Below are 20,742 nucleotides of genomic sequence, written 5' to 3' on the forward strand. Positions count from 1 at the left end.
TATGTTATAACGTTTTATTGGGGTGTGAGAATTGACTTCCATATTGATGGCTTCCGGCGTTACGCGGCTGATTATCGCCTGTTTTCTGCTGGCCGTGCTGTGGCTGGCAACCTGGTGGGCGGTGTCGTTGCCATGATAGAGCTCGATCATCTGGTGGCTGGCTATGAAGGCCTTGCCATTACGCCATCGCTTAGCGGCACGATCGAAACGGGCAGCATGACGGCTATCGTTGGCCTGAACGGCTGCGGTAAATCGACGCTGCTAAAGACGCTGGCCGGGTTTATTCCACCGGTGAGTGGCCGTCTGAACTGGCGTGACGGACGGCCGATTATCGGTTGGCTGGCTCAGCGCCACTCTCTGGAGTCGCAGTTTCCACTCACCGTGCAGGACGTCGTCAGCCAGGGCGCCTGGCCGCGCGTGTCGTTGCTGCGCGGGGTACGGGGAGAAATTCGTCAGCGTATTAGCACGGCGCTGGAGCGGGTGGGGCTATTAGCGATGGCGAAAACGCCGATTGAGGAGCTCTCCGGCGGCCAGTTTCAGCGGATGTTGTTCGCCAGGGTGATGATACAGCGCGCGCCGCTGGTGATGCTCGATGAGCCGTTTACCGGCATTGATGAAGCCACAAGTCGCGATCTGATGACGCTGATCCTCGAAATGCATCAACAGGGGCAGACGATTCTGGCGGTACTGCACGATAACCAGCGGGTCGCCGAGCATTTCCCGGAAACGCTGTTGCTGACGTCGCAGAATGCCCGCTGGGGCGAAACTCCCGGTGTGCTGTCCGCATTTAACTCCGCGAGGCTGGCATGATCTGGCACACCTTCTTTCAACCCTTTATCGAATTTGGCTTTATGCGTCGCGCGCTGGTGGTATGCCTGGCGCTCTCCCTCAGCACCACCATACTCGGCGTTTTCTTGCTCCTGCGGCGTATGAGCCTGATGGGCGATGCGCTGTCACACGCTATTTTACCCGGCGTGGCGGCGGGTTACTTGCTTAACGGTATGTCGCTGTTGGCGATGACTGTTGGTGGATTTATTGCCGGGATTGCGGTCGCGCTGGTGGCGGGGTGGGTCAGCCGCCGTACGCCCTTAAAAGAGGACGCCAGTTTCGCCGGATTCTATCTCGGTTCCCTGGCGCTGGGCGTCACGCTGGTATCGCTGCGCGGTTCTAACGTCGACCTGCTGCATCTGCTGTTTGGTTCGATTCTGGCAGTAGACAGCGATTCGGCGTTGTTCGTTTCGGGCGTCGCCAGCCTGACGCTGATCTGTATTGCTCTTTTTTATCGCGGCCTGGTCAGCGAAGCCTTCGACAGCGTCTGGCTACAGGTGAACTCGCGAAGATTGCCTGCTCTGCTGCACGGTCTGTTTCTCGCGCTGCTGGTGCTTAATCTGGTCGCTGGATTTCAGGTACTCGGTACGCTGATGGCAGTGGGCGTCATGATGCTGCCTGCGGTAGCAGCTCGCTGCTGGGCGCGGACGTTGCCGGGTATTTTGCTGTTGGCTGCGCTTATTGGTGGCGTCTGCGCGTGGATGGGGCTGAGTCTCTCCTGGGCGGCGAATCTACCAGCCGGTCCGGCTATCGTCTTGACCGCCAGCGGCATCTTTTTTGTTTCGGTGTTTTTTGGCACGCGCAGTCGGTTGGTTGTCGGCTGGCGTAAATTAATGGGGTGAGGAAAATGATGAAACGTACCGGGATCTTGCTCATGCTGGCGTTGGGTCTGGCGTCGCAAGGGGTGATGGCAAAAACGCTGAACGTGGTGAGTAGTTTTTCTGTTTTAGGCGACATGGTGCAACAGGTTGGCGGTGAACATGTGCATGTGGATACGCTGGTGGGGCCTGACGGCGACCCGCATACCTTTGAACCGTCACCGAAAGACAGCGCGCTGCTTAGCAAAGCTGATGTCGTGGTGGTGAACGGCCTGGGGCTGGAGGGTTGGCTGGACAGGCTGATTAAAGCGTCCGGGTTTAAAGGTGAACTGGTTGTTGCTTCCACTGGAGTGAAAACACATACGCTTGAAGAAGATGGTGAAACGGTCACCGATCCGCACGCCTGGAACAGCGCCGCTAACGGTGCGCTGTATGCGCAAAATATCCTTAACGGTCTGGTAAAAGCAGACCCGGAAGATAAATTGGCGCTGGAGGCCTCGGGTAAGCGCTATATCAGCCAGCTCAACGAGATGGATAGCTGGGCGAAAGATCAGTTCATCACTATCCCACAGGCCAGGCGCAAGGTGTTAACCAGCCACGATGCATTCGGCTACTTTGGCCGCGCCTATGGCGTGACGTTCCTTGCGCCGCAAGGATTGTCTTCGGAAAGTGAAGCCAGCGCGGCGCAGGTGGCGGCATTAATTAAACAAATTAAAGCTGACGATGTGCATACCTGGTTTATGGAAAACCAGCTTGACCCCAGATTGGTCAAACAGATTGCCAGCGCAACGGGTGCGCAGCCGGGCGGTGAACTCTATCCTGAGGCGCTTTCCGCTCCGGGTGGCGTAGCGGACAGCTACGTGAAAATGCTGCGTCACAACGTAGAGCTGATTGCTGCCAGTATGAAATAAATGAATCCGGCCCGCGATAGGCCGGTTATTTAACTTTATTGTTCTGCTTGCATCTGCTTGATTTTTTTGGTCAACGTGACCCCGTAGATAACGCAGCCCACGCCCAGTAATATCTGTACGCCTTCGGACAGCGGGTTGAATGGACGGGTGAAAATGTGTAGTAGCGCGGTGAGCAGCGAAAATACGCCGCATAAAAATAGACAAAGGCGAACGTGTCTAATTTTTTTCAAATTCTGTTCTGGGGTAAGCGGTGCTTTAGCCATTCCTGGTAACCTCTAATTTAACTCTTCCTTATGTACGGTGAATTGTGGCACCGGTGACATCCGGCTGCTATCCGAAAATGCTCCGCCAGTGCGGGCAATGTTTTTCGGAAGACTCCTCGTAAATTCGCCACCTCATCCCCATATCTCTGCTGAAAGTGCTATCTTTGATGACCTCTTTATACGGCTTAGGTGGGGCGACGAATGACAGATTCGGAATTAATGCAACTGAGCGAACAGGTGGGGTTGGCGCTGAAAACGCGCGGCGCGACGGTAACCACGGCGGAATCCTGTACTGGCGGTTGGGTCGCCAAAACGCTTACCGATATTGCGGGCAGCTCGGCATGGTTTGAGCGCGGTTTCGTCACCTACAGCAACGAAGCGAAATCGCAGATGATTGGCGTTAGCGAGGTGACTCTGTTTGATCATGGCGCGGTGAGTGAACCGGTGGTGGTGGAGATGGCGATTGGCGCTCTTCGCGCGGCGCGAGCGGATTATGCCATTTCGGTCAGCGGCGTTGCCGGGCCGGACGGCGGCAGCGAGGAAAAGCCGGTTGGAACCGTATGGTTTGGCGTGGCCAGCGCCAATGGGCAAGGCGTGACTCAGCGCGAATGCTTTGCTGGAGACCGGGAGTCGGTACGTCGTCAGGCGACGGCGTATGCCTTAAAACTCCTCTGGCAACAATTTCTACAAAACACTTGATACTGTATGACTATACAGTATAATTGCCTCAGCAGAACAGAATTCACTACCCGGTTACACCCGGCATGAGAGGAGTAATAATGGCTATCGACGAAAACAAACAGAAAGCGTTGGCGGCAGCACTGGGCCAGATCGAAAAACAATTCGGCAAAGGCTCCATCATGCGCCTGGGTGAAGACCGTTCCATGGATGTGGAAACTATCTCCACCGGTTCGCTTTCACTGGATGTCGCCCTGGGCGCTGGCGGTCTGCCTATGGGCCGTATCGTCGAGATCTACGGGCCAGAATCTTCCGGTAAAACCACGTTGACGCTGCAGGTTATCGCCGCCGCTCAGCGTGAAGGTAAAACCTGTGCGTTTATCGATGCAGAACACGCGCTGGACCCTGTTTATGCTCGCAAACTGGGTGTCGATATCGACAACCTGCTGTGCTCTCAGCCGGATACCGGCGAACAGGCTCTGGAAATCTGTGACGCGTTGGCGCGTTCTGGCGCAGTAGACGTTATCGTTGTCGACTCCGTTGCGGCCTTGACGCCGAAAGCGGAAATCGAAGGTGAAATTGGCGATTCTCATATGGGCCTCGCGGCACGTATGATGAGCCAGGCAATGCGTAAGCTCGCTGGTAACCTGAAGCAGTCCAATACCCTGCTTATCTTCATCAACCAGATTCGTATGAAAATTGGCGTGATGTTTGGTAACCCGGAAACGACTACCGGCGGTAACGCACTGAAATTCTACGCCTCTGTTCGTCTGGATATCCGTCGCATCGGTGCGGTGAAAGATGGCGATAACGTCATAGGTAGCGAAACCCGCGTTAAAGTGGTGAAAAACAAAATCGCCGCGCCGTTCAAGCAGGCTGAGTTCCAGATCCTCTATGGTGAAGGTATTAACTTCTTCGGTGAACTTGTTGACCTCGGTGTGAAAGAGAAGCTGATTGAGAAAGCCGGTGCCTGGTACAGCTATAATGGCGACAAGATTGGCCAGGGTAAAGCGAACGCGATTTCCTGGCTGAAAGAGAATCCGGCTGCAGCGAAAGAGATCGAGAAGAAAGTTCGTGAACTGCTGCTGAGCAATCAGGACTCCACTCCAGACTTCGCAGTTGACGGAAACAGCGCAGAAGAAACTGAACAAGATTTCTGATATCGTCAGAAAGTCTAACAAGGGGCCGCTTATGCGGCCCTTTTGCTTTTTGATTAGCGAGGTTGCCCGTGACTGAAACTTCATCCCGCCGTTCCGGCTATGCACGCCTGCTGGATCGCGCCATTCGTATTCTGGCAATGCGCGATCACAGCGAACAGGAACTGCGCCGCAAACTTGCTGCTCCCGTAATGAGTAAAAACGGCCCGGAAGCGCTCGATGTGACGCCGGAAGAGGTCGATAAAGTCGTTGAGTGGTGCATTGATAACCGCTATCTGGACGACGATCGCTTTGTTCGCCAGTTTATTGCCAGCCGCAGTCGGAAGGGATACGGTCCGGCGCGCGTTCGTCAGGAACTAAAGCAGAAGGGGATTTCCCGTGAAACGATAGAGTCCTCTATGCGAGAGTGTGAAATCGACTGGGCGCTGCTTGCAAGGGAGCAGGCGCAACGAAAATATGGCGAACCCTTACCCACTGCATTTTCAGAAAAGGTGAAAATACAGCGCTTTTTGCTCTATCGCGGCTATCTAATGGAAGATATCCAGGAAATCTGGCGAAATTTTGCAGATTGACCCATCGGGGATTTTACTTCCCCGTAAAGAAAACTTATCTTATTCCCACTTTATTTTCGTGAGTAGCCTGCCGGTCGATACTGAGTAGTGGCTGCCAGCGACATTTCGTTAGCTTGATTTCAGGATAATTATGAGCAAGAGCACCGCTGAGATCCGTCAGGCGTTTCTCGACTTTTTCCATAGTAAGGGACATCAGGTAGTTGCGAGCAGCTCCCTGGTGCCGCATAACGACCCGACCCTGCTGTTTACCAATGCCGGGATGAACCAGTTCAAGGATGTTTTCCTTGGTCTCGACAAACGTAATTATTCGCGCGCAACTACCGCGCAGCGTTGCGTTCGTGCGGGTGGTAAACACAACGATCTGGAAAACGTCGGTTACACCGCACGTCACCACACCTTCTTTGAAATGCTGGGTAACTTCAGCTTCGGCGATTATTTCAAGCAGGACGCCATCAAATACGCATGGGAACTGCTGACTGGTGAAAACTGGTTTGCGCTGCCGAAAGAAAAACTGTGGGTGACCATCTACGAAACTGATGACGAAGCATTCGACATCTGGGCGAATGAAGTCGGTGTTCCGCGCGAGCGTATCATCCGTATCGGCGACAACAAAGGCGCAGCTTTTGCTTCCGATAACTTCTGGCAGATGGGCGATACCGGTCCGTGCGGTCCGTGCACCGAAATCTTTTTCGACCATGGCGATCACATCTGGGGTGGTCCTCCGGGAACCCCCGAAGAAGACGGCGATCGTTATATTGAGATCTGGAACATCGTCTTTATGCAGTTCAACCGTCAGGCCGACGGGACCATGGAACCGCTGCCGAAGCCGTCCGTTGATACCGGTATGGGCCTGGAGCGTATCGCGGCTGTTCTGCAACACGTGAACTCCAACTACGATATTGACCTGTTCCGCGAGCTGATTAAGAACGTGGCTAACGTAACTGGTGCGACCGATCTGTCTAACAAGTCCCTGCGCGTTATTGCTGACCACATTCGCTCTTGTGCGTTCCTGATTGCTGATGGCGTTATTCCATCGAATGAAAACCGTGGCTATGTACTGCGCCGTATCATTCGTCGTGCAATTCGTCATGGCAACATGCTGGGCGCGAAGGACTCTTTCTTCTGGAAATTGGTTGCCCCGCTGATTGAAGTGATGGGTTCAGCCGGTGAAGAGTTGAAACAGCAGCAGGCTCAGGTAGAGCAGGTGCTGAAAACCGAAGAAGAGCAGTTTGCCCGTACTCTGGAGCGTGGCCTGGCGCTGCTGGACGAAGAACTGGCTAAGCTGAAAGGTGACACGCTGGACGGCGAAACAGCCTTCCGTCTGTACGATACTTACGGCTTCCCGGTCGACCTGACCGCGGATGTCTGCCGCGAGCGCGACATTAAAGTTGACGAAGCGGGCTTTGAAGCGGCGATGGAAGAGCAGCGCCGCCGTGCGCGCGAATCTAGCGGTTTTGGCGCGGACTACAATGCGATGATTCGCGTTGAGGGTGCATCTGAGTTTAAAGGCTATGACAGCCTGGAGCTGAATGGCAAAGTGACCGCGCTGTTTATCGACGGTAAAGCGGTTGATGCCGTGAACGCGGGCCAGGAAGCGGTTGTTATTCTGGATCAGACGCCGTTCTACGCGGAATCCGGCGGTCAGGTGGGTGATAAAGGCGAACTTAAGGGTGCTGGCTTCTCCTTCCAGGTCAACGACGCACAGAAATACGGTCAGGCAATTGGCCATATTGGTAAACTGGTCAGCGGTTCACTGAAAGTGGGCGACGCCGTACAGGCTGATGTTGATCAGGCTCGCCGTCAGCGTATCCGTTTGAATCACTCCGCAACGCACCTGATGCATGCGGCGCTGCGTCAGGTTCTCGGTACGCACGTGGCGCAGAAGGGTTCTCTGGTTAATGACAAAGCACTGCGCTTTGACTTCTCGCATTTTGAAGCGATGAAGCCGGAAGAGATCCGTGCGGTAGAAGATCTGGTGAATGCGCAAATTCGTCGCAACTTGCCTGTCGAAACCAATATCATGGACATTGATGCGGCTCGTGAATCTGGCGCGATGGCGCTGTTTGGCGAGAAGTATGATGATCGCGTTCGTGTACTGAGCATGGGTGATTTCTCCACTGAACTGTGCGGTGGTACTCACGCCTCACGTACTGGTGACATTGGTCTGTTCCGTATTACGTCTGAATCCGGCACCGCCGCAGGCGTGCGTCGTATTGAAGCGGTCACCGGCGAAGGTGCCATTGCGTGGCTGCATGCGCAAAGCGATCAGCTCGGTGAGATCGCACAACTGCTGAAGAGTGATACTCACAGTGTTGGCGATAAAGTGCGTGCTGCATTAGAACGTAGTCGCCAGCTGGAAAAAGAGCTGCAGCAGCTGAAAGAGCAGGCTGCGGCGCAGGAGAGTGCAAACCTCTCCAGTAAAGCGGAAGAGATTAACGGCGTTAAGCTGCTGGTCAGCGAGCTGGCTGGTGTTGAGCCGAAAATGCTGCGTACCATGGTTGACGATCTGAAGAACCAACTGGGTTCAACGGTTGTCGTATTAGCCACGGTCGCAGAAGGTAAGGTTTCTCTGATTGCAGGTGTGTCTAAGGATGTGACAGACCGCGTGAAAGCAGGGGAGCTGGTTGGTATGGTCGCCCAGCAGGTGGGCGGTAAAGGGGGCGGTCGTCCGGATATGGCGCAAGCTGGCGGTACCGATGCGTCTGCCCTCCCTGCTGCGTTGGCCAGTGTGAAAGGCTGGGTAAGCGCAAAACTGTAATAACTATAAACGCATAGATGCTGTCATTCTCGGATTACAGCATCTTGCGCGAGAAGCACTGATAACGATAAAGTCGGGTTGAAGTTGTGTATATCGGCTAAACTTAGGTTTAACAGAATGTGATGCCGTGACTGCTTACACCGTAGGGTGTTTGTCATCGCTTACTTTTTGGCGTTATATGATGGATAATGCCGGGATACGAGAGACCCGACTCTTTTAATCTTTCAAGGAGCAAAGAATGCTGATTCTGACTCGTCGAGTTGGTGAGACCCTCATGATTGGAGATGAGGTCACTGTGACAGTTTTAGGGGTTAAGGGTAACCAGGTACGTATTGGCGTAAACGCCCCTAAAGAAGTCTCCGTGCATCGTGAAGAGATCTACCAGCGTATCCAGGCTGAAAAATCCCAGCAGTCCAGTTACTAAGGTTTTCGCGCCTCGCTATTTTGTGAGGCGCATCCCTCCAGATGTCGTTTTTCCTTATTTTTCTTCTCTGACAGCCTCTCTTTTTTATCTAAAGCCCAGCATCCGCTACAGTTATCTTTTGCGTTAGCAACGGCGTAATTACCAATTTCTTGTTGATAAAATACTCTTTTTGCCGTTTTCACAGGCTAATTGCGCGGGAAGTGTGCAAACGAAAAAAAGGTCTCGAAAAAAGGTTTGACTTATAAGTACCAGAAAGTAATATGTGCGCCATCGCAGCGACGAAGAGCAGAAACAAGTTCTTCGAAGCACTCGAAAGAGGCGTGTGGTGAGGTGGCCGAGAGGCTGAAGGCGCTCCCCTGCTAAGGGAGTATGCGGTCAAAAGCTGCATCCGGGGTTCGAATCCCCGCCTCACCGCCATTTTGCATCCGTAGCTCAGCTGGATAGAGTACTCGGCTACGAACCGAGCGGTCGGAGGTTCGAATCCTCCCGGATGCACCATGTTCTCCCCAGTAACAGCGATGTTGTTGTTGCATGGTCTGCGAAATTATATCCAGCACCAGGGAGGATAACGTTGCCTTAGCAACGGCCCGAAGGGTGAGGCGCAGCCGAGTAATCCTCCCGGATGCACCATCTTTTACTTGATACGGTTTTAGCAACGGTATCAAAATCTGCAGTAAAGTAAGTTTCCCGATGCATCCGTAGCTCAGCTGGATAGAGTACTCGGCTACGAACCGAGCGGTCGGAGGTTCGAATCCTCCCGGATGCACCATATTCTCCGAGATAGCAGCGATACTGTTGTTTCATGGTCTGCGAGATAGTCGCCAGCACCAGGGAGGATAACGTTGCTTCAGCAACGGCCCGAAGGGCGAACAGAGTGAGTCATCCTCCCGGATGCACCATCTCTTACTTGATATGGCTTAGTAGTCGTATCAACATCGGCAGTAAAGCAAGTTTCCCGATGCATCCGTAGCTCAGCTGGATAGAGTACTCGGCTACGAACCGAGCGGTCGGAGGTTCGAATCCTCCCGGATGCACCATCTTTTACTTGATACGGTTTTAGCAACGGTATCAAAATCTGCAGTAAAGCAAGTTTCCCGATGCATCCGTAGCTCAGCTGGATAGAGTACTCGGCTACGAACCGAGCGGTCGGAGGTTCGAATCCTCCCGGATGCACCATATTCTCCGAAATAGCAGCAACACTCTCCTTAAGTCATCTCCAGCGCAATAATTCACAATCTTCCTCAGCACTTTTTTCATTGGCAAGTCGCTCTTTCCACTATAATTTATCCTTGTATACCAACCTGATGTTGGGTGATATAAGTGCAAGGAGAGAAATCCATGAAATGGTTCAAAGCGACATCTGCGTTTTGCGCGACGCTTCTGGTAGCCGCCACGCTTGCGGGCTGTGCCGGATCGTCCACCAAAGAAAGTACCGGTGGATACATTGACGATACCGTCGTGACGACTAAAGTAAAAACCGCGCTCTTCAATGATAAAGAGATTAAGTCTTCAGAAATTAGCGTCCAGACTTTTAAAGGTCGTGTACAACTGAGCGGCTTTGTCTCATCCGCCGATAGTGCTAAACGCGCGGTAGAAGTGACGCGCAAAGTGCAGGGTGTTCGTGTGGTTGAGAATGATTTAAGAGTCAAATAAACCCATCAAACTGCACCCGCATAGATAAAGGCGCCATCGGGCGCCTTTGTTGCATCTACCGCCAGCAGCGACAAAGCCAGCCTTTTGCGATACAGTAACCTCTCCTGAACCGGCTGGTGAGAACACGATGTACGAACGTTACGCAGGACTGATTTTTGACATGGATGGCACGATCCTCGATACCGAGCCGACGCATCGTAAGGCATGGAACGAGGTTCTGGGACGCTATGGTATGCGTTTCGATATGCAGGCCATGGTTGCGCTTAACGGTTCTCCAACCTGGCGTATTGCTCAGGCCGTTATCGAATTAAATCACGCGGATTTAGACCCTCATCATCTGGCACAAGAAAAAACGGACGCCGTGAAAGCGATGCTTCTGGATAGCGTCCGCCCTTTGCCGTTGATTGAGGTGGTTAAGGAGTGGCACGGTCGTCGCCCGATGTCCGTCGGTACTGGTAGCGAGAGCGCCGTTGCTGAAGCGCTGCTGGCTCATCTGGGCCTTCGTCACTACTTCTCTGCGGTTGTTGCCGCCGATCATGTTGTAAACCATAAACCCGCACCCGACACCTTCTTACTGTGTGCGGATCTCATGGGCGTTGCGGCAGATAAATGCGTTGTCTTCGAAGATGCGGACTTCGGCCTACAGGCGGCGAAGCGCGCCGGAATGGATGCCGTGGACGTGCGATTGCTGTGAGCGACGCGCTGTCGCTGATATCGCTGTTTGCCAGTAGCTTTTTGAGCGCAACGTTGCTTCCAGGCAACTCGGAAGTGGTGTTGGTTGCCATGCTGCTGGCGGGAGTTAGCAAACCGTGGTTACTGGTTTTAATAGCAATAATCGGTAATAGCCTTGGAGGGGTAACTAACGTTATTCTGGGGCGCCTGTTTCCGCTACGCAAAACATCGCGCTGGCAGGAGAAGGCGTCCGGCTGGTTAAGCCGTTATGGCGCGGTCACGCTATTATTAAGTTGGGCGCCTGTTATAGGTGATTTGCTGTGTTTACTGGCGGGATGGATGCGCATTTCCTGGGGACCAGTACTCTTTTTCTTATGCCTTGGCAAAGCATTACGCTATATCGTCATTGCGGCGATAACGCTTCAGGGCATGACGTGGTGGCACTAATTGGACTGATTGTTCAACCATTACAATTATGCTAATTCAAACGAATTCGACAGGCGGGAGGTCAAATTGATCCCGGACGTATCACAGGCGCTGGCCTGGCTGGAAAAAAATCCTCAGGCTTTACAGGGTATTCAACGCGGTCTTGAGCGCGAAACGCTGCGCGTCAACGCTGACGGCACGCTGGCCACTACCGGTCATCCGCAAGCCTTAGGTTCAGCGCTGACGCATAAATGGATTACCACCGATTTTGCCGAAGCCTTGCTGGAATTTATAACGCCGGTTGATGGCGATATCCAGCATATGCTCACCTTAATGCGCGATGTTCATCGCTATACCGCCCGCCATATTGGCGAAGAGCGGATGTGGCCGCTGAGTATGCCTTGCTACATCGCACCCGGTCAGGATATTGAACTGGCGCAGTACGGCACATCAAATATTGGTCGCCTGAAAACACTGTATCGCGAAGGGTTGAAGAACCGTTATGGTGCTCTCATGCAAACCATTTCCGGCGTGCACTATAACTTCTCTCTGCCAATGGCGTTCTGGCAGGCTAAATGTGGCGTTGAGGATGTTGAAAGCGGTAAAGAGGCCATTTCAGCGGGTTATTTCCGTTCCATTCGTAACTATTACCGTTTTGGTTGGGTGATTCCGTACCTGTTCGGCGCATCTCCGGCAATTTGTTCTTCGTTCCTGCAAGGGAAACCGACGACATTGCCGTTTGAAGAAGCCAGCAACGGCATGTATTACCTGCCTTACGCTACCTCTCTGCGTCTGAGCGATCTGGGCTATACCAATAAGTCGCAAAGTAATCTCGGAATTACGTTTAACGATCTGTATGAGTACGTGGCAGGATTGAAGCGGGCGATTAAAACGCCTTCCGAAGAGTACGCACAGATTGGGCTGGAGAAAGACGGAAAGCGTCTGCAAATCAACAGCAATGTATTGCAGATCGAAAATGAGCTGTACGCGCCGATTCGCCCTAAACGCGTCACCCGCAGCGGTGAAACGCCTTCCGACGCGCTGCTGCGCGGTGGTATTGAATACATCGAAGTGCGTTCTCTGGATATTAACCCGTTCTCACCGATTGGCGTTGACGAGCAGCAGGTACGCTTCCTGGATCTGTTTATGGTCTGGTGTGTGCTGGCCGATGCGCCAGAGATGAGCAGCGATGAACTGTTGTGCACGCGCACCAACTGGAATCGCGTTATTCTGGAAGGCCGCAAGCCGGGTCTGACGTTGGGTATTGGTTGCGAAACAGCTCAATTCCCGCTGGCTAAGGTGGGTAAAGATCTGTTCCGTGATTTACGCTGCGTGGCGCAAACGTTAGATAGCATCCATGGATGTCAGGCATATCAGCAGGTTTGTGATGAGCTGGTTGCCTGCTTTGATAACCCGGAATTGACCTTCTCGGCGCGCATTCTGCGTTCTATGCTTGAAGAAGGGATTGGTGGCACTGGCAGGGAGCTTGCCGATCAATATCGTACGATGCTGCGCGAAGAGCCGCTGGAAATTTTACGCGAAGAGGATTTTATTACCGAGCGTGAAGCGTCAATACAGCGTCAGCAGAAGGTGGAAGCGGAAGATAACGAGCCGTTTGAAGCGCTGTTGGCAAGGCACCTGTAGTTTTACAGGCTGTAGAAAAGAAAACGGCCACAATCAATGTGGCCAAACTCTCATCTCTGATTCAGGGATGATGATGATAATAAATGCGCGTCTTTCATATATTCAGACTCGCCGTCTCAAAAAGAGTTCATTTTATTTTTAAAAAAATCACTATCGGAGGTGAAGAATGCCGTTGTTAGATAGTTTCACAGTCGACCATACCCGAATGGAAGCGCCTGCGGTGCGTGTCGCGAAGAAAATGAACACGCCTCACGGCGATGAAATTACCGTTTTTGATCTGCGATTCTGCATCCCAAATCAGGAAGTGATGCCGGAAAGAGGCATTCACACGCTTGAGCACCTGTTTGCCGGTTTCATGCGCGATCACCTGAACGGTAACGGTGTGGAAATCATCGATATCTCTCCGATGGGTTGCCGTACCGGGTTCTATATGAGCCTGATCGGTACGCCAGACGAGCAGCGCGTTGCGGATGCCTGGAAAGCGGCGATGGCCGAAGTGCTGAAAGTGAAAGAACAGAACCAGATCCCGGAGCTGAACGTTTACCAGTGCGGAACCTACACCATGCACTCGCTGGAAGAAGCCCAGGATATCGCTCGTCATATCATTGAGCGCGACGTACGCGTTAACAGCAATGATGAGCTGGCGCTGCCGAAAGAAAAACTGCAAGAACTGCACATTTAGTGCTTCAGCCACGGCCCGGTCAATGCTGTCGGGCCGCTATTCCCCAACGCCGCGATGTCGACGACTTTAACCTTTAACTTTCAACACCGTGCACTGGTGCCCTTTGCCCATGATTACGTCCATGGCGATAGCGAGCCATGGCACCAGCACGATTGCGCCCAACTGCTACATATCCTCAGCGGCGTGGTACGGGTGGAAACTGCACAGGGTTATTGGGTTGTGCCGCCGGGACGAGGCGTCTGGCTGCCTGCGGGTACGCCGCATACGTTAAGGGTTACGGGTTCAGTGGCGGCGAGAACCCTGTTTATCGACCCTCTCGCACGCGCCGATCTTCCTTCATCTTGTCAGATAGTGCAGGTGACTCCGCTGCTGCGTGAGCTGATTGTCGCGTCATTGACGCTGGCGGAATCGTACGCGTCGGGCAGTCGCGATGAACGAATTTATGAACTGATCCTTGATGAAATCCGCGGCATGGCGGTGCTACCGTTCGGCCTGCCGGAACCACAAAACGAAGCGTTGCGCCGTTTATGCCAACAGGTGAGAGAAGCACCCGGCGAGCCGTGGAGCAGCGCCCAGGCGGCGAAAGAGAGCAGCATGAGCGAGCGTACGCTGAATCGTCATTTTCAGCAGCAGACTACATTAACCTGGAGCGAGTGGGTGCGCCGGGCGAAGCTGATGGAAGCGCTGGTCCGCCTGGCGCATGGCCACTCCGTTTTGCGGGTGGCCCTGGATCTTGGTTACGGCAGCCATAGCGCTTTTAGCGCCATGTTCCGCCGGATTATCGGCGTGGCTCCCAGCGACTATTTCCGCTCACCGGAATGATGGTTTTCGCTAATGGCATTACACAGAGCCTGAAGTGAAGCGCGCGCTACATCGTTATCAATCCCTACTCCCCAGCGACTGTCTCCATTCGGGAAAATGCAGCGAATATAGGCCACTGAGCGGCTATCGCTACGTTCCCCAAGGGTGTGCTCATGATAATCTTTGATAACGAAGTTTTGCTTTAATAAGCCACTCAGCCCGCTGGCGGCCGCAGACAGTAGCCCGTTGCCGCGGCTTTGCAGTTGTCGCGCTTCCCCGGCGATTCGCAGGGTTGCCTGTAGGGTAAGCTGCCCGTCCTGCTGGCTATCGCTTTTGTAATCCAGCAGCGCAAGCGTCGGCTGGGCCACCAGGCCGTATCGAGCACGGAACAGCTGCCACAGCGCGTTCTGGGTCATCTCTTTACCATGAGTATCGGTTGCTTGCTGTACGTGCAAGCTAAAATCCTGTTGCAATGCACGCGGCAGTTTGAGGCCGTGATTCTGTTCAATCAACCATGCGCTACCGCTTTTGCCGGACTGGCTGTTAACGCGAATCACTGCCTCATAGCTACAACCGATATCCTGCGGGTCGATAGGCAGGTAGGGCATTTCCCAGAGATCGCCGGGCTGGCGGGCATCGAATCCCTTTTTGATGGCATCCTGATGAGAGCCAGAAAAGGCGGTGTAGGCCAGGCTCCCCGCCCAGGGATGACGCGGATGCACCGGGATCTGGTTGCAGCTTTCGACAATTTCGACCACCCGGTTCATTTCTGAGAATTTGAGCTGTGGGTCAACGCCCTGGCTGTAGAGATTCATCGCCAGCGTCACCAGGCAGACGTTGCCAGTGCGCTCGCCGTTGCCGAACAGACAGCCTTCGACGCGGTCGGCTCCGGCCATCACCGCCAGCTCTGCGCTGGCAACGCCAGTTCCGCGGTCATTATGCGGATGGACGCTGATGCATACATCGGCGCGGCGTGAGAAGTGGCGACAGAAATACTCAATTTGATCGGCATAAACGTTGGGCGTATTCACTTCCACCGTCGCGGGCAGGTTGATAATCATTGGCCGTTCGGCGCAAGGCTGCCAGATCTCCGCCACCGCCTCGCAAATTTCCAGCGCAAATTCAGGCTCGGTAAAGCAAAAGGTTTCCGGTGAGTACTCGTATTGCCAGCGGGTCTGCGGCTGCTGTTCACACTGCTGGCGGATAAGCCGGGTGGCGCGAGTCGCCAGCTCGACAACCTGCGTTTTGTTCATCCCGAAAACCAGTTCGCGAAACAGCGGCGCTGTAGCGTTATAGAGATGAACGGTGGCGCTGTGTACACCGCGAAGCGATTCGAAGGTCTTCAGGATTAAATCTTCCCGCGCCTGGGTCAGCACCTGAATTGTCACATCCTGTGGGATGTGCTGCTCTTCAATCAATTGACGCACGAAGTTGAAATCGGTTTGTGAAGCCGAAGGAAAAGCCACTTCAATCTCTTTAAATCCGCATTCCAGCAGTAAACCCCAGAACTGGAGCTTGCGCGCGCTATCCATCGGCTCGGCCAGCGCCTGGTTGCCATCGCGTAGGTCGGTGGAAAGCCAGCGGGGGGCTCGGGTGATTTGTTGATCTGGCCAGCGGCGGTCGGGCAGGGCGATTGGCGGGTAGGGGCGATATTTTTCGCCGGGATGAGTCAGCATGATTTTCTCCTCTTGTTGGATATTTATCGTGCATGACATGGCAAGAAGGCAGCTTTAGCAAACTAGACAGAAACTAGTGCAAATTGGACAACCTGCATTTTCCGGCAATAAAAAAGGGATCCGCAGATCCCTTTTATCAAACCTTAGTGGGCACCGCCTCCGCCTCCCCCGGCGCTGAACGGCGGTCTGGCAAACCACACCAGCCCGAGCAGAAGGATAAATATCGCTGCCGAGAACCAGAAAATTTCGTTGGCGGAGATAATTAGCCCCTGATTGGTTATCTGCTGCGCTATCCAGCCGGATGCCTGCTGCTGGGTCATTCCTAACCCCTGCAACTGATCGTACATCTGCTGGGCGTTGGGATTATACGGCGTCACCGACTCGGTAAGCTGCGCATGGTGCAGCGCCTCACGGTTGGTCCACATAGTGGTGGTAATTGAGGTACCGATAGACCCCGCCAGCGTACGCGTGAAGTTCGACAGGCTCGATGCCGCCGCCAGCCGTTCCGGCGGCAGGCCGGAAAGCGTGATGGTGGTCAGCGGCATAAAGAAGCAGGCCACCGCGAAGCCCTGAATAAACTGCGGCCACGCCGAGGCGCCGAAGTCCATACCCGGTTCGAATGTCCACGCGCGCCAGTAGAAGCAGACCGCATACATAATAAAGCTGAAGGTGACCAGCCGGCGCATATCAAGCTTATGCGCGAAGCGGCCGATAATCGGCGACAGGATCACCGGGATCACCCCAACCGGCGCTGAGGCCAGGCCGGCCCAGGTCGCGGTATAGCCGTAGACCTCCTGTAATAGCTGCGGCAACAGCACGATAGCGCCAAAGTAAAGCATATAGGCGAGGCTGATACACAGGCAGCCGATAGTGAAGTTTCGCGACTTAAACAGCGACAAGTCGACTATCGGGTTGTCGTCTGTCAGCTCCCAGACAATCAGGAAGCTTATCGCCACCACCGCGACGATCGTCAGGATGATTATCTCATTAGAGGCGAACCAGTCGAGCTCTTTACCCCGGTCGAGCATCACCTGCAGACTGCCGATACCGATAATCAGCAGCGCCAGACCCACGCCGTCAATTCGCCGCTGCTCGGTGCGGGTTTCTCGGTTACGCAGGGTTTGCAGCGTCATCACTACCACGGCGATACCAATCGGGACGTTGATAAAGAAGATCCAGCCCCAGTGATAGTTATCGCTAATATAGCCGCCAAGAATCGGGCCGCAAATCGGCGCGACGATCACCGTCATTGACCACAGCGCCAGCGCAATAGAGCGTTTAGCGGGTGGATAGTTGCTGAGCAGCAGACTTTGCGACAGCGGGATCAGCGGACCGGCGACGATCCCCTGAATCACGCGGAAGAAAATCAGCATCGTCAGGCTGTTTGACATGCCGCAGGCCCAGGAGGCGATAGCGAACGCCACCGTCGACCAGAGGAACAGCTTCACTTCGCCAACGCGCTTTGCCAGCCAGCCGGTTATCGGAATGGAGATAGCGTTCGCTACCCCAAACGAGGTGATAACCCAGGTTCCCTGGCTCAATGATGAACCAAGGTTACCGGCGATGGTGGGGATGGCCACGTTGGCGATAGTGGAGTCCAGCACCTGCATGAAGGTCGCGAGCGACAGCGCAATGGTCATAATGACCAGCTGCACGCCTTCCAGCGGTTTTTGCTGTTGCATTACGCTCACCCCGAATTATCCGGCGTTAGCCTGGATGATACCGTCGATCAGTTTATTGACCGGCTCAAGGCCGATTTCGCGGGCGTTGCTTTCATAGACCGGAGAGCTACGGACTTGGCTTGCCAGCATTTCGCCGCCGCGGTCAGTGGTATTCACCTCAACCAACGTTGAAAGGCCGATGCGCAGCGGGTGCTCCGCCAGCTGTTTTTCATCCAGCTCAATACGGACCGGCAGACGCTGAACCACTTTGATCCAGTTACCGGTGGCGTTCTGCGCAGGCAGCAGCGAGAAGGCGCTACCGGTGCCCATATCGAGGCCGACGACTTTACCGGTGTATTTCACATCATCGCCGTAAATATCGCTGATGACGGTCGCCGGTTGACCGATGCGCATATGCGCCAGCTGAGTCTCTTTAAAGTTGGCGTCAATCCACAGATTGGTGGCCGGAACCACGGCCATCAGCGGAGTGGTCGTGCTGATTTGCGCGCCAGGCTGTACGGAACGGCGAGAAACGTAGCCGCTAATCGGGCTGACGATTTTCGTCCGCTGCAGGGCCAGCCAGGCGTTACGGACTTCGGTCGCCGCTTGCAGCACCGCAGGCTGTTGTTCCAGCTTCGTTCCCAGAACGATCGCCTGGTTCGCGTTGTATTGCTGAATAGCCACGTCCAGTTCAGCCTGCGCGCTGGCAACCGTGTCGCGAGCGTGCTGCAGCTCTTCACGGCCAATCAGGTTGGCGGCCCCTAGCGGAATTCGGCGGTTGAGGTCGGTTTGCGCCTGGGAAAGGGCGGTTTTTTTGACGTCGATACTGGCCTGCAGTTGTTTGCTGTTGATCATCTGCTGGCGAGTTTGGCGTACGCTGGAGGCGAGCTGGGTTTGTGCTTTTTCAAACGCCTGCTGAGCATCGGTCTGGTCGAGGGTGACCAGCGGATCGCCTTTTTGCACGTAGTCGGTGTTGTCAGCCCAGACTTTCGTCACGCTGCCGGACACCTGAGCCATAATTTGTACCTGGTTCCCTGCCACGTATGCGTCGTCCGTCTCTTCGAAGTGACGCAGTACCAAAAACCAATAAATCCCGTATGCCACGGCAACAATAATAAAGAGCAAGGTCAGCAGCAGAAGGGCGCCTTTACGCTTACCTTTCTTGCTGCCCGGTTGCTGCGGGGTTTGGCTCTCCGCATTTGCGCTCATGTTATTCTCCACGATCTTATTATTTCACATCGGCTGAGCCGACCTGTTTATCAGAAAGGCCAGCAGAAGATCTGCTGGCCTGTCCGTTTTCCTTGTCAATCCAGAAAAATTGTTGAGCGGTTGATTCCACGCTTAGCGCAGAGACTCCGCAAGCACGCCATCCTCTTCCATTTGGTCAAGGCGACCAAGCAGCTTACGGGTGATGTGCTCGAGCTGATCTTTTTCACTGGTGCTTAAAGAAGACCAGAGCTGATGCAGGCAGTTGTGCTGCGGCGGTAACACTTCGCGCAGAAACTGATGACCTTTGTCGGTAAGTTGTAAATGCAGGCAGCGACGATCGTTATCGCTTTCGCGGCGCTCAATCCAGCCGCGCTTTTCCAGTTCATCGGCAATGCGCGTAGCGTTGGTACGTGAAGAGCCCAGCGCACAGCTCAATTCAGAAGGCTGAATGCTGTGGTTTTCCTGAGACTCAAGCGTGATCAGCGCCATAAATAATGTCTCGTTAATCCCTTGCGCTTTCAGCATCTTGTTACGGTTTTCCAGCAGTTTCCCTTGCATATGCATGCAAAGACGAGTGAGCAGAATTTCCTGAAAAGGGAAGTCTTCGTGACGGCTGGCGCGGAACTTGAGCATTTGCTCAATGGGAGTAAACGAACTATCCATTTTGGTTATGACCTCATTAATTACAGCCGATATAATAACTATTGTGACAAATAAATCAAATGAATTATTGATTGATATTGATACTTTAAGCTTATAGCCATGTGCCGATTTTCCACACTACGCCATAGGTTAATGCGCTTAAAAGCGTAGGAATAATAATGCTGCGCGTTTTCCAGAAGACCAGACCCAGCACCGCGAAGCCAGCCAGTGTCGGCAGAAAACGGCGGGCATCGTGGAGAATTTCCGGCACGCTGGAGACAACCAGCAGCGCGCAGATAGAGGCGATGCCGATGGTATCGAGCAGGACGCTGACCGGACCACGACGAGTGGGACGAGAGTTCCCGGTACGCAGGCGCAACGGCAGATAGCGGAACAGATAATTTACGCAACCGACCACGACTCCGATAATAAGGACATCACTGTTCATCTGGCATCCCCTGAATACTGGCCTGTACCAGAGCGGTCAGACAGCCGCAGACAATTCCGGCAAGGATCGCGGCAGGAATAGAAAAGAGGATAATCCCCCCAAGCGCGCCCGCCAGCGCGGCGGTAACGCTGAGTGATTGTTTGCGCTGGAACGATGCCAGTAGGAAACTCATAAACAACGCCGGAAGCATAAAGCTAAGCGCAGCCTCTACTGCCGGAAAACCGGTCAACAGACCGCTGCCTGAGTAAGCGCCTACCAATGTGCCGAAGACCCACGAAGCCCAGGACATAAAAGCGATACCGATCATCCAGTTCTCGCTCCAGCGGCGGTTATCGCGTACCAGTTTAGCGGTGGCGGCGGCAAAAACTTCGTCGGTCAGGCCGAACGCCCAGACGGCGGTTTTTTTCTTGCTCAGCAAGCGCTGAATGCGGCTGCGCAGGGAAGGGCCGTACAGCACGTGGCGAACGTCCATTGCCATGACGGTAAGCGCCGCCACCCACAGCGAGCTGCCAGCGGCCAGCATCGCGGTGATCACGAACTGGCTGGCACCCGCGTAAATAATGCATGAGAAGAACAGGCTTTCCAGCGGCGTAAAACCAAGTTTGGTGGCATTCAGGCCAAAGGCGAAGGCGACGGGAATATAGCTAATGACAATGGGTAGGCTGTCTTTGATGCCTTCAGCCAGCGTGGCTTCGTCAGCAGCAGGAGTGTGCGTCAATGCGCCAGGGTTTTCCATAGGGATTACTTATTAATAACGCACGTGAAAATCACATGATTGCATAGGTGGATTAACCTTAGCAGAGAGCGGCGTAGCTTAAC

The 20,742-nt window shown here is 54.0% G+C and carries 21 protein-coding genes and 5 tRNA genes; 19 read left to right on the forward strand and 7 right to left on the reverse strand.

Going from position 1 to position 20,742, the window contains the following annotated elements:
- Positions 1-99 precede the first annotated feature (99 nt).
- Genes DA718_RS06460 through DA718_RS06470 form a run of 3 tightly spaced genes read left to right on the forward strand, consistent with a single transcriptional unit; the run spans position 100 to position 2,557 of the window.
- Entirely contained in the window at positions 100-810 is a 711-nt protein-coding gene (locus DA718_RS06460) for a metal ABC transporter ATP-binding protein (protein WP_167492728.1), read from the forward strand.
- Entirely contained in the window at positions 807-1,670 is an 864-nt protein-coding gene (locus DA718_RS06465; RefSeq protein WP_112213760.1) for a metal ABC transporter permease, read from the forward strand. The genes DA718_RS06460 and DA718_RS06465 overlap by 4 nt, the downstream gene beginning before the upstream one ends.
- A gap of 8 nt (positions 1,671-1,678) precedes the next feature.
- The gene (locus tag DA718_RS06470) at positions 1,679-2,557 is read left to right on the forward strand and encodes a metal ABC transporter substrate-binding protein (RefSeq protein ID WP_112213759.1); all 879 of its coding nucleotides are present in this window, start codon (positions 1,679-1,681) and stop codon (positions 2,555-2,557) included.
- Positions 2,558-2,592: 35 nt separating this feature from the next.
- On the opposite strand, the gene DA718_RS06475 is transcribed toward DA718_RS06470, so the two are convergent.
- Entirely contained in the window at positions 2,593-2,787 is a 195-nt protein-coding gene (locus tag DA718_RS06475) for a hypothetical protein (protein WP_227015980.1), read from the reverse strand.
- 234 nt (positions 2,788-3,021) lie between these two features.
- Here DA718_RS06475 and pncC point away from each other — a divergent pair, with 234 nt between their 5' ends.
- From pncC to DA718_RS06555, 16 genes are all read left to right on the forward strand, one after another.
- The gene (gene pncC, locus DA718_RS06480; protein WP_112213757.1) at positions 3,022-3,519 is read left to right on the forward strand and encodes a nicotinamide-nucleotide amidase; all 498 of its coding nucleotides are present in this window, start codon (positions 3,022-3,024) and stop codon (positions 3,517-3,519) included.
- A gap of 80 nt (positions 3,520-3,599) precedes the next feature.
- A complete protein-coding gene (gene recA / locus DA718_RS06485) occupies positions 3,600-4,658 on the forward strand; it encodes a recombinase RecA (RefSeq protein ID WP_110277022.1) in 1,059 nt (352 codons plus the stop codon).
- A gap of 68 nt (positions 4,659-4,726) precedes the next feature.
- Positions 4,727-5,227, forward strand: coding sequence for a recombination regulator RecX (recX, locus tag DA718_RS06490; protein WP_112213756.1), 501 nt, complete (start codon positions 4,727-4,729; stop codon positions 5,225-5,227).
- A 130-nt stretch (positions 5,228-5,357) separates the two neighbouring features.
- The gene (gene alaS, locus DA718_RS06495; protein WP_112213755.1) at positions 5,358-7,985 is read left to right on the forward strand and encodes an alanine--tRNA ligase; all 2,628 of its coding nucleotides are present in this window, start codon (positions 5,358-5,360) and stop codon (positions 7,983-7,985) included.
- Between the two features lie 238 nt (positions 7,986-8,223).
- Positions 8,224-8,409 (forward strand): carbon storage regulator CsrA, encoded by a 186-nt coding sequence (gene csrA, locus DA718_RS06500; RefSeq protein WP_000906486.1) that lies wholly within the window; start codon positions 8,224-8,226, stop codon positions 8,407-8,409.
- Between the two features lie 324 nt (positions 8,410-8,733).
- Positions 8,734-8,826: transfer RNA gene (locus DA718_RS06505), tRNA-Ser, on the forward strand.
- 4 nt (positions 8,827-8,830) lie between these two features.
- Positions 8,831-8,907: transfer RNA gene (locus DA718_RS06510), tRNA-Arg, on the forward strand.
- A gap of 194 nt (positions 8,908-9,101) precedes the next feature.
- Positions 9,102-9,178: transfer RNA gene (locus DA718_RS06515), tRNA-Arg, on the forward strand.
- Between the two features lie 191 nt (positions 9,179-9,369).
- A tRNA-Arg gene (locus DA718_RS06520) sits at positions 9,370-9,446 on the forward strand.
- A 62-nt stretch (positions 9,447-9,508) separates the two neighbouring features.
- A tRNA-Arg gene (locus tag DA718_RS06525) sits at positions 9,509-9,585 on the forward strand.
- 162 nt (positions 9,586-9,747) lie between these two features.
- Entirely contained in the window at positions 9,748-10,062 is a 315-nt protein-coding gene (locus DA718_RS06530; protein ID WP_112216425.1) for a BON domain-containing protein, read from the forward strand.
- A gap of 127 nt (positions 10,063-10,189) precedes the next feature.
- A complete protein-coding gene (gene yqaB, locus DA718_RS06535) occupies positions 10,190-10,756 on the forward strand; it encodes a fructose-1-phosphate/6-phosphogluconate phosphatase (protein ID WP_112216426.1) in 567 nt (188 codons plus the stop codon).
- Entirely contained in the window at positions 10,753-11,181 is a 429-nt protein-coding gene (locus DA718_RS06540) for a YqaA family protein (RefSeq protein ID WP_110277027.1), read from the forward strand. Before yqaB ends, DA718_RS06540 begins: the two co-directional genes overlap by 4 nt.
- A gap of 66 nt (positions 11,182-11,247) precedes the next feature.
- A complete protein-coding gene (gshA, locus tag DA718_RS06545) occupies positions 11,248-12,804 on the forward strand; it encodes a glutamate--cysteine ligase (RefSeq protein WP_112216427.1) in 1,557 nt (518 codons plus the stop codon).
- A 166-nt stretch (positions 12,805-12,970) separates the two neighbouring features.
- Positions 12,971-13,486, forward strand: coding sequence for an S-ribosylhomocysteine lyase (luxS, locus tag DA718_RS06550; RefSeq protein ID WP_112216428.1), 516 nt, complete (start codon positions 12,971-12,973; stop codon positions 13,484-13,486).
- Between the two features lie 54 nt (positions 13,487-13,540).
- Positions 13,541-14,308, forward strand: a complete 768-nt coding sequence (locus DA718_RS06555; RefSeq protein ID WP_112216429.1) for an AraC family transcriptional regulator — start codon at positions 13,541-13,543, stop codon at positions 14,306-14,308.
- Here DA718_RS06555 and leuA read toward each other — a convergent pair.
- The 6 genes from leuA to DA718_RS06585 form a co-directional block, all read right to left on the reverse strand.
- A complete protein-coding gene (leuA, locus tag DA718_RS06560; RefSeq protein WP_112216430.1) occupies positions 14,287-15,963 on the reverse strand; it encodes a 2-isopropylmalate synthase in 1,677 nt (558 codons plus the stop codon). The genes DA718_RS06555 and leuA overlap by 22 nt on opposite strands.
- A gap of 143 nt (positions 15,964-16,106) precedes the next feature.
- Entirely contained in the window at positions 16,107-17,645 is a 1,539-nt protein-coding gene (emrB, locus tag DA718_RS06565; protein ID WP_112216431.1) for a multidrug efflux MFS transporter permease subunit EmrB, read from the reverse strand.
- Between the two features lie 15 nt (positions 17,646-17,660).
- The gene (emrA, locus tag DA718_RS06570) at positions 17,661-18,833 is read right to left on the reverse strand and encodes a multidrug efflux MFS transporter periplasmic adaptor subunit EmrA (RefSeq protein WP_112216432.1); all 1,173 of its coding nucleotides are present in this window, start codon (positions 18,831-18,833) and stop codon (positions 17,661-17,663) included.
- A gap of 132 nt (positions 18,834-18,965) precedes the next feature.
- The gene (gene mprA, locus DA718_RS06575; RefSeq protein WP_041146855.1) at positions 18,966-19,496 is read right to left on the reverse strand and encodes a transcriptional repressor MprA; all 531 of its coding nucleotides are present in this window, start codon (positions 19,494-19,496) and stop codon (positions 18,966-18,968) included.
- Between the two features lie 91 nt (positions 19,497-19,587).
- Entirely contained in the window at positions 19,588-19,923 is a 336-nt protein-coding gene (ygaH, locus tag DA718_RS06580) for an L-valine transporter subunit YgaH (RefSeq protein WP_112216433.1), read from the reverse strand.
- Complete coding sequence (locus tag DA718_RS06585) at positions 19,913-20,659, reverse strand: AzlC family ABC transporter permease (protein ID WP_112216434.1); 747 nt, start codon at positions 20,657-20,659, stop codon at positions 19,913-19,915. Before DA718_RS06585 ends, ygaH begins: the two co-directional genes overlap by 11 nt.
- Positions 20,660-20,742: the final 83 nt, after the last annotated feature.

Source organism: Klebsiella huaxiensis (genome assembly GCF_003261575.2).
Taxonomy (GTDB): domain Bacteria; phylum Pseudomonadota; class Gammaproteobacteria; order Enterobacterales; family Enterobacteriaceae; genus Klebsiella; species Klebsiella huaxiensis.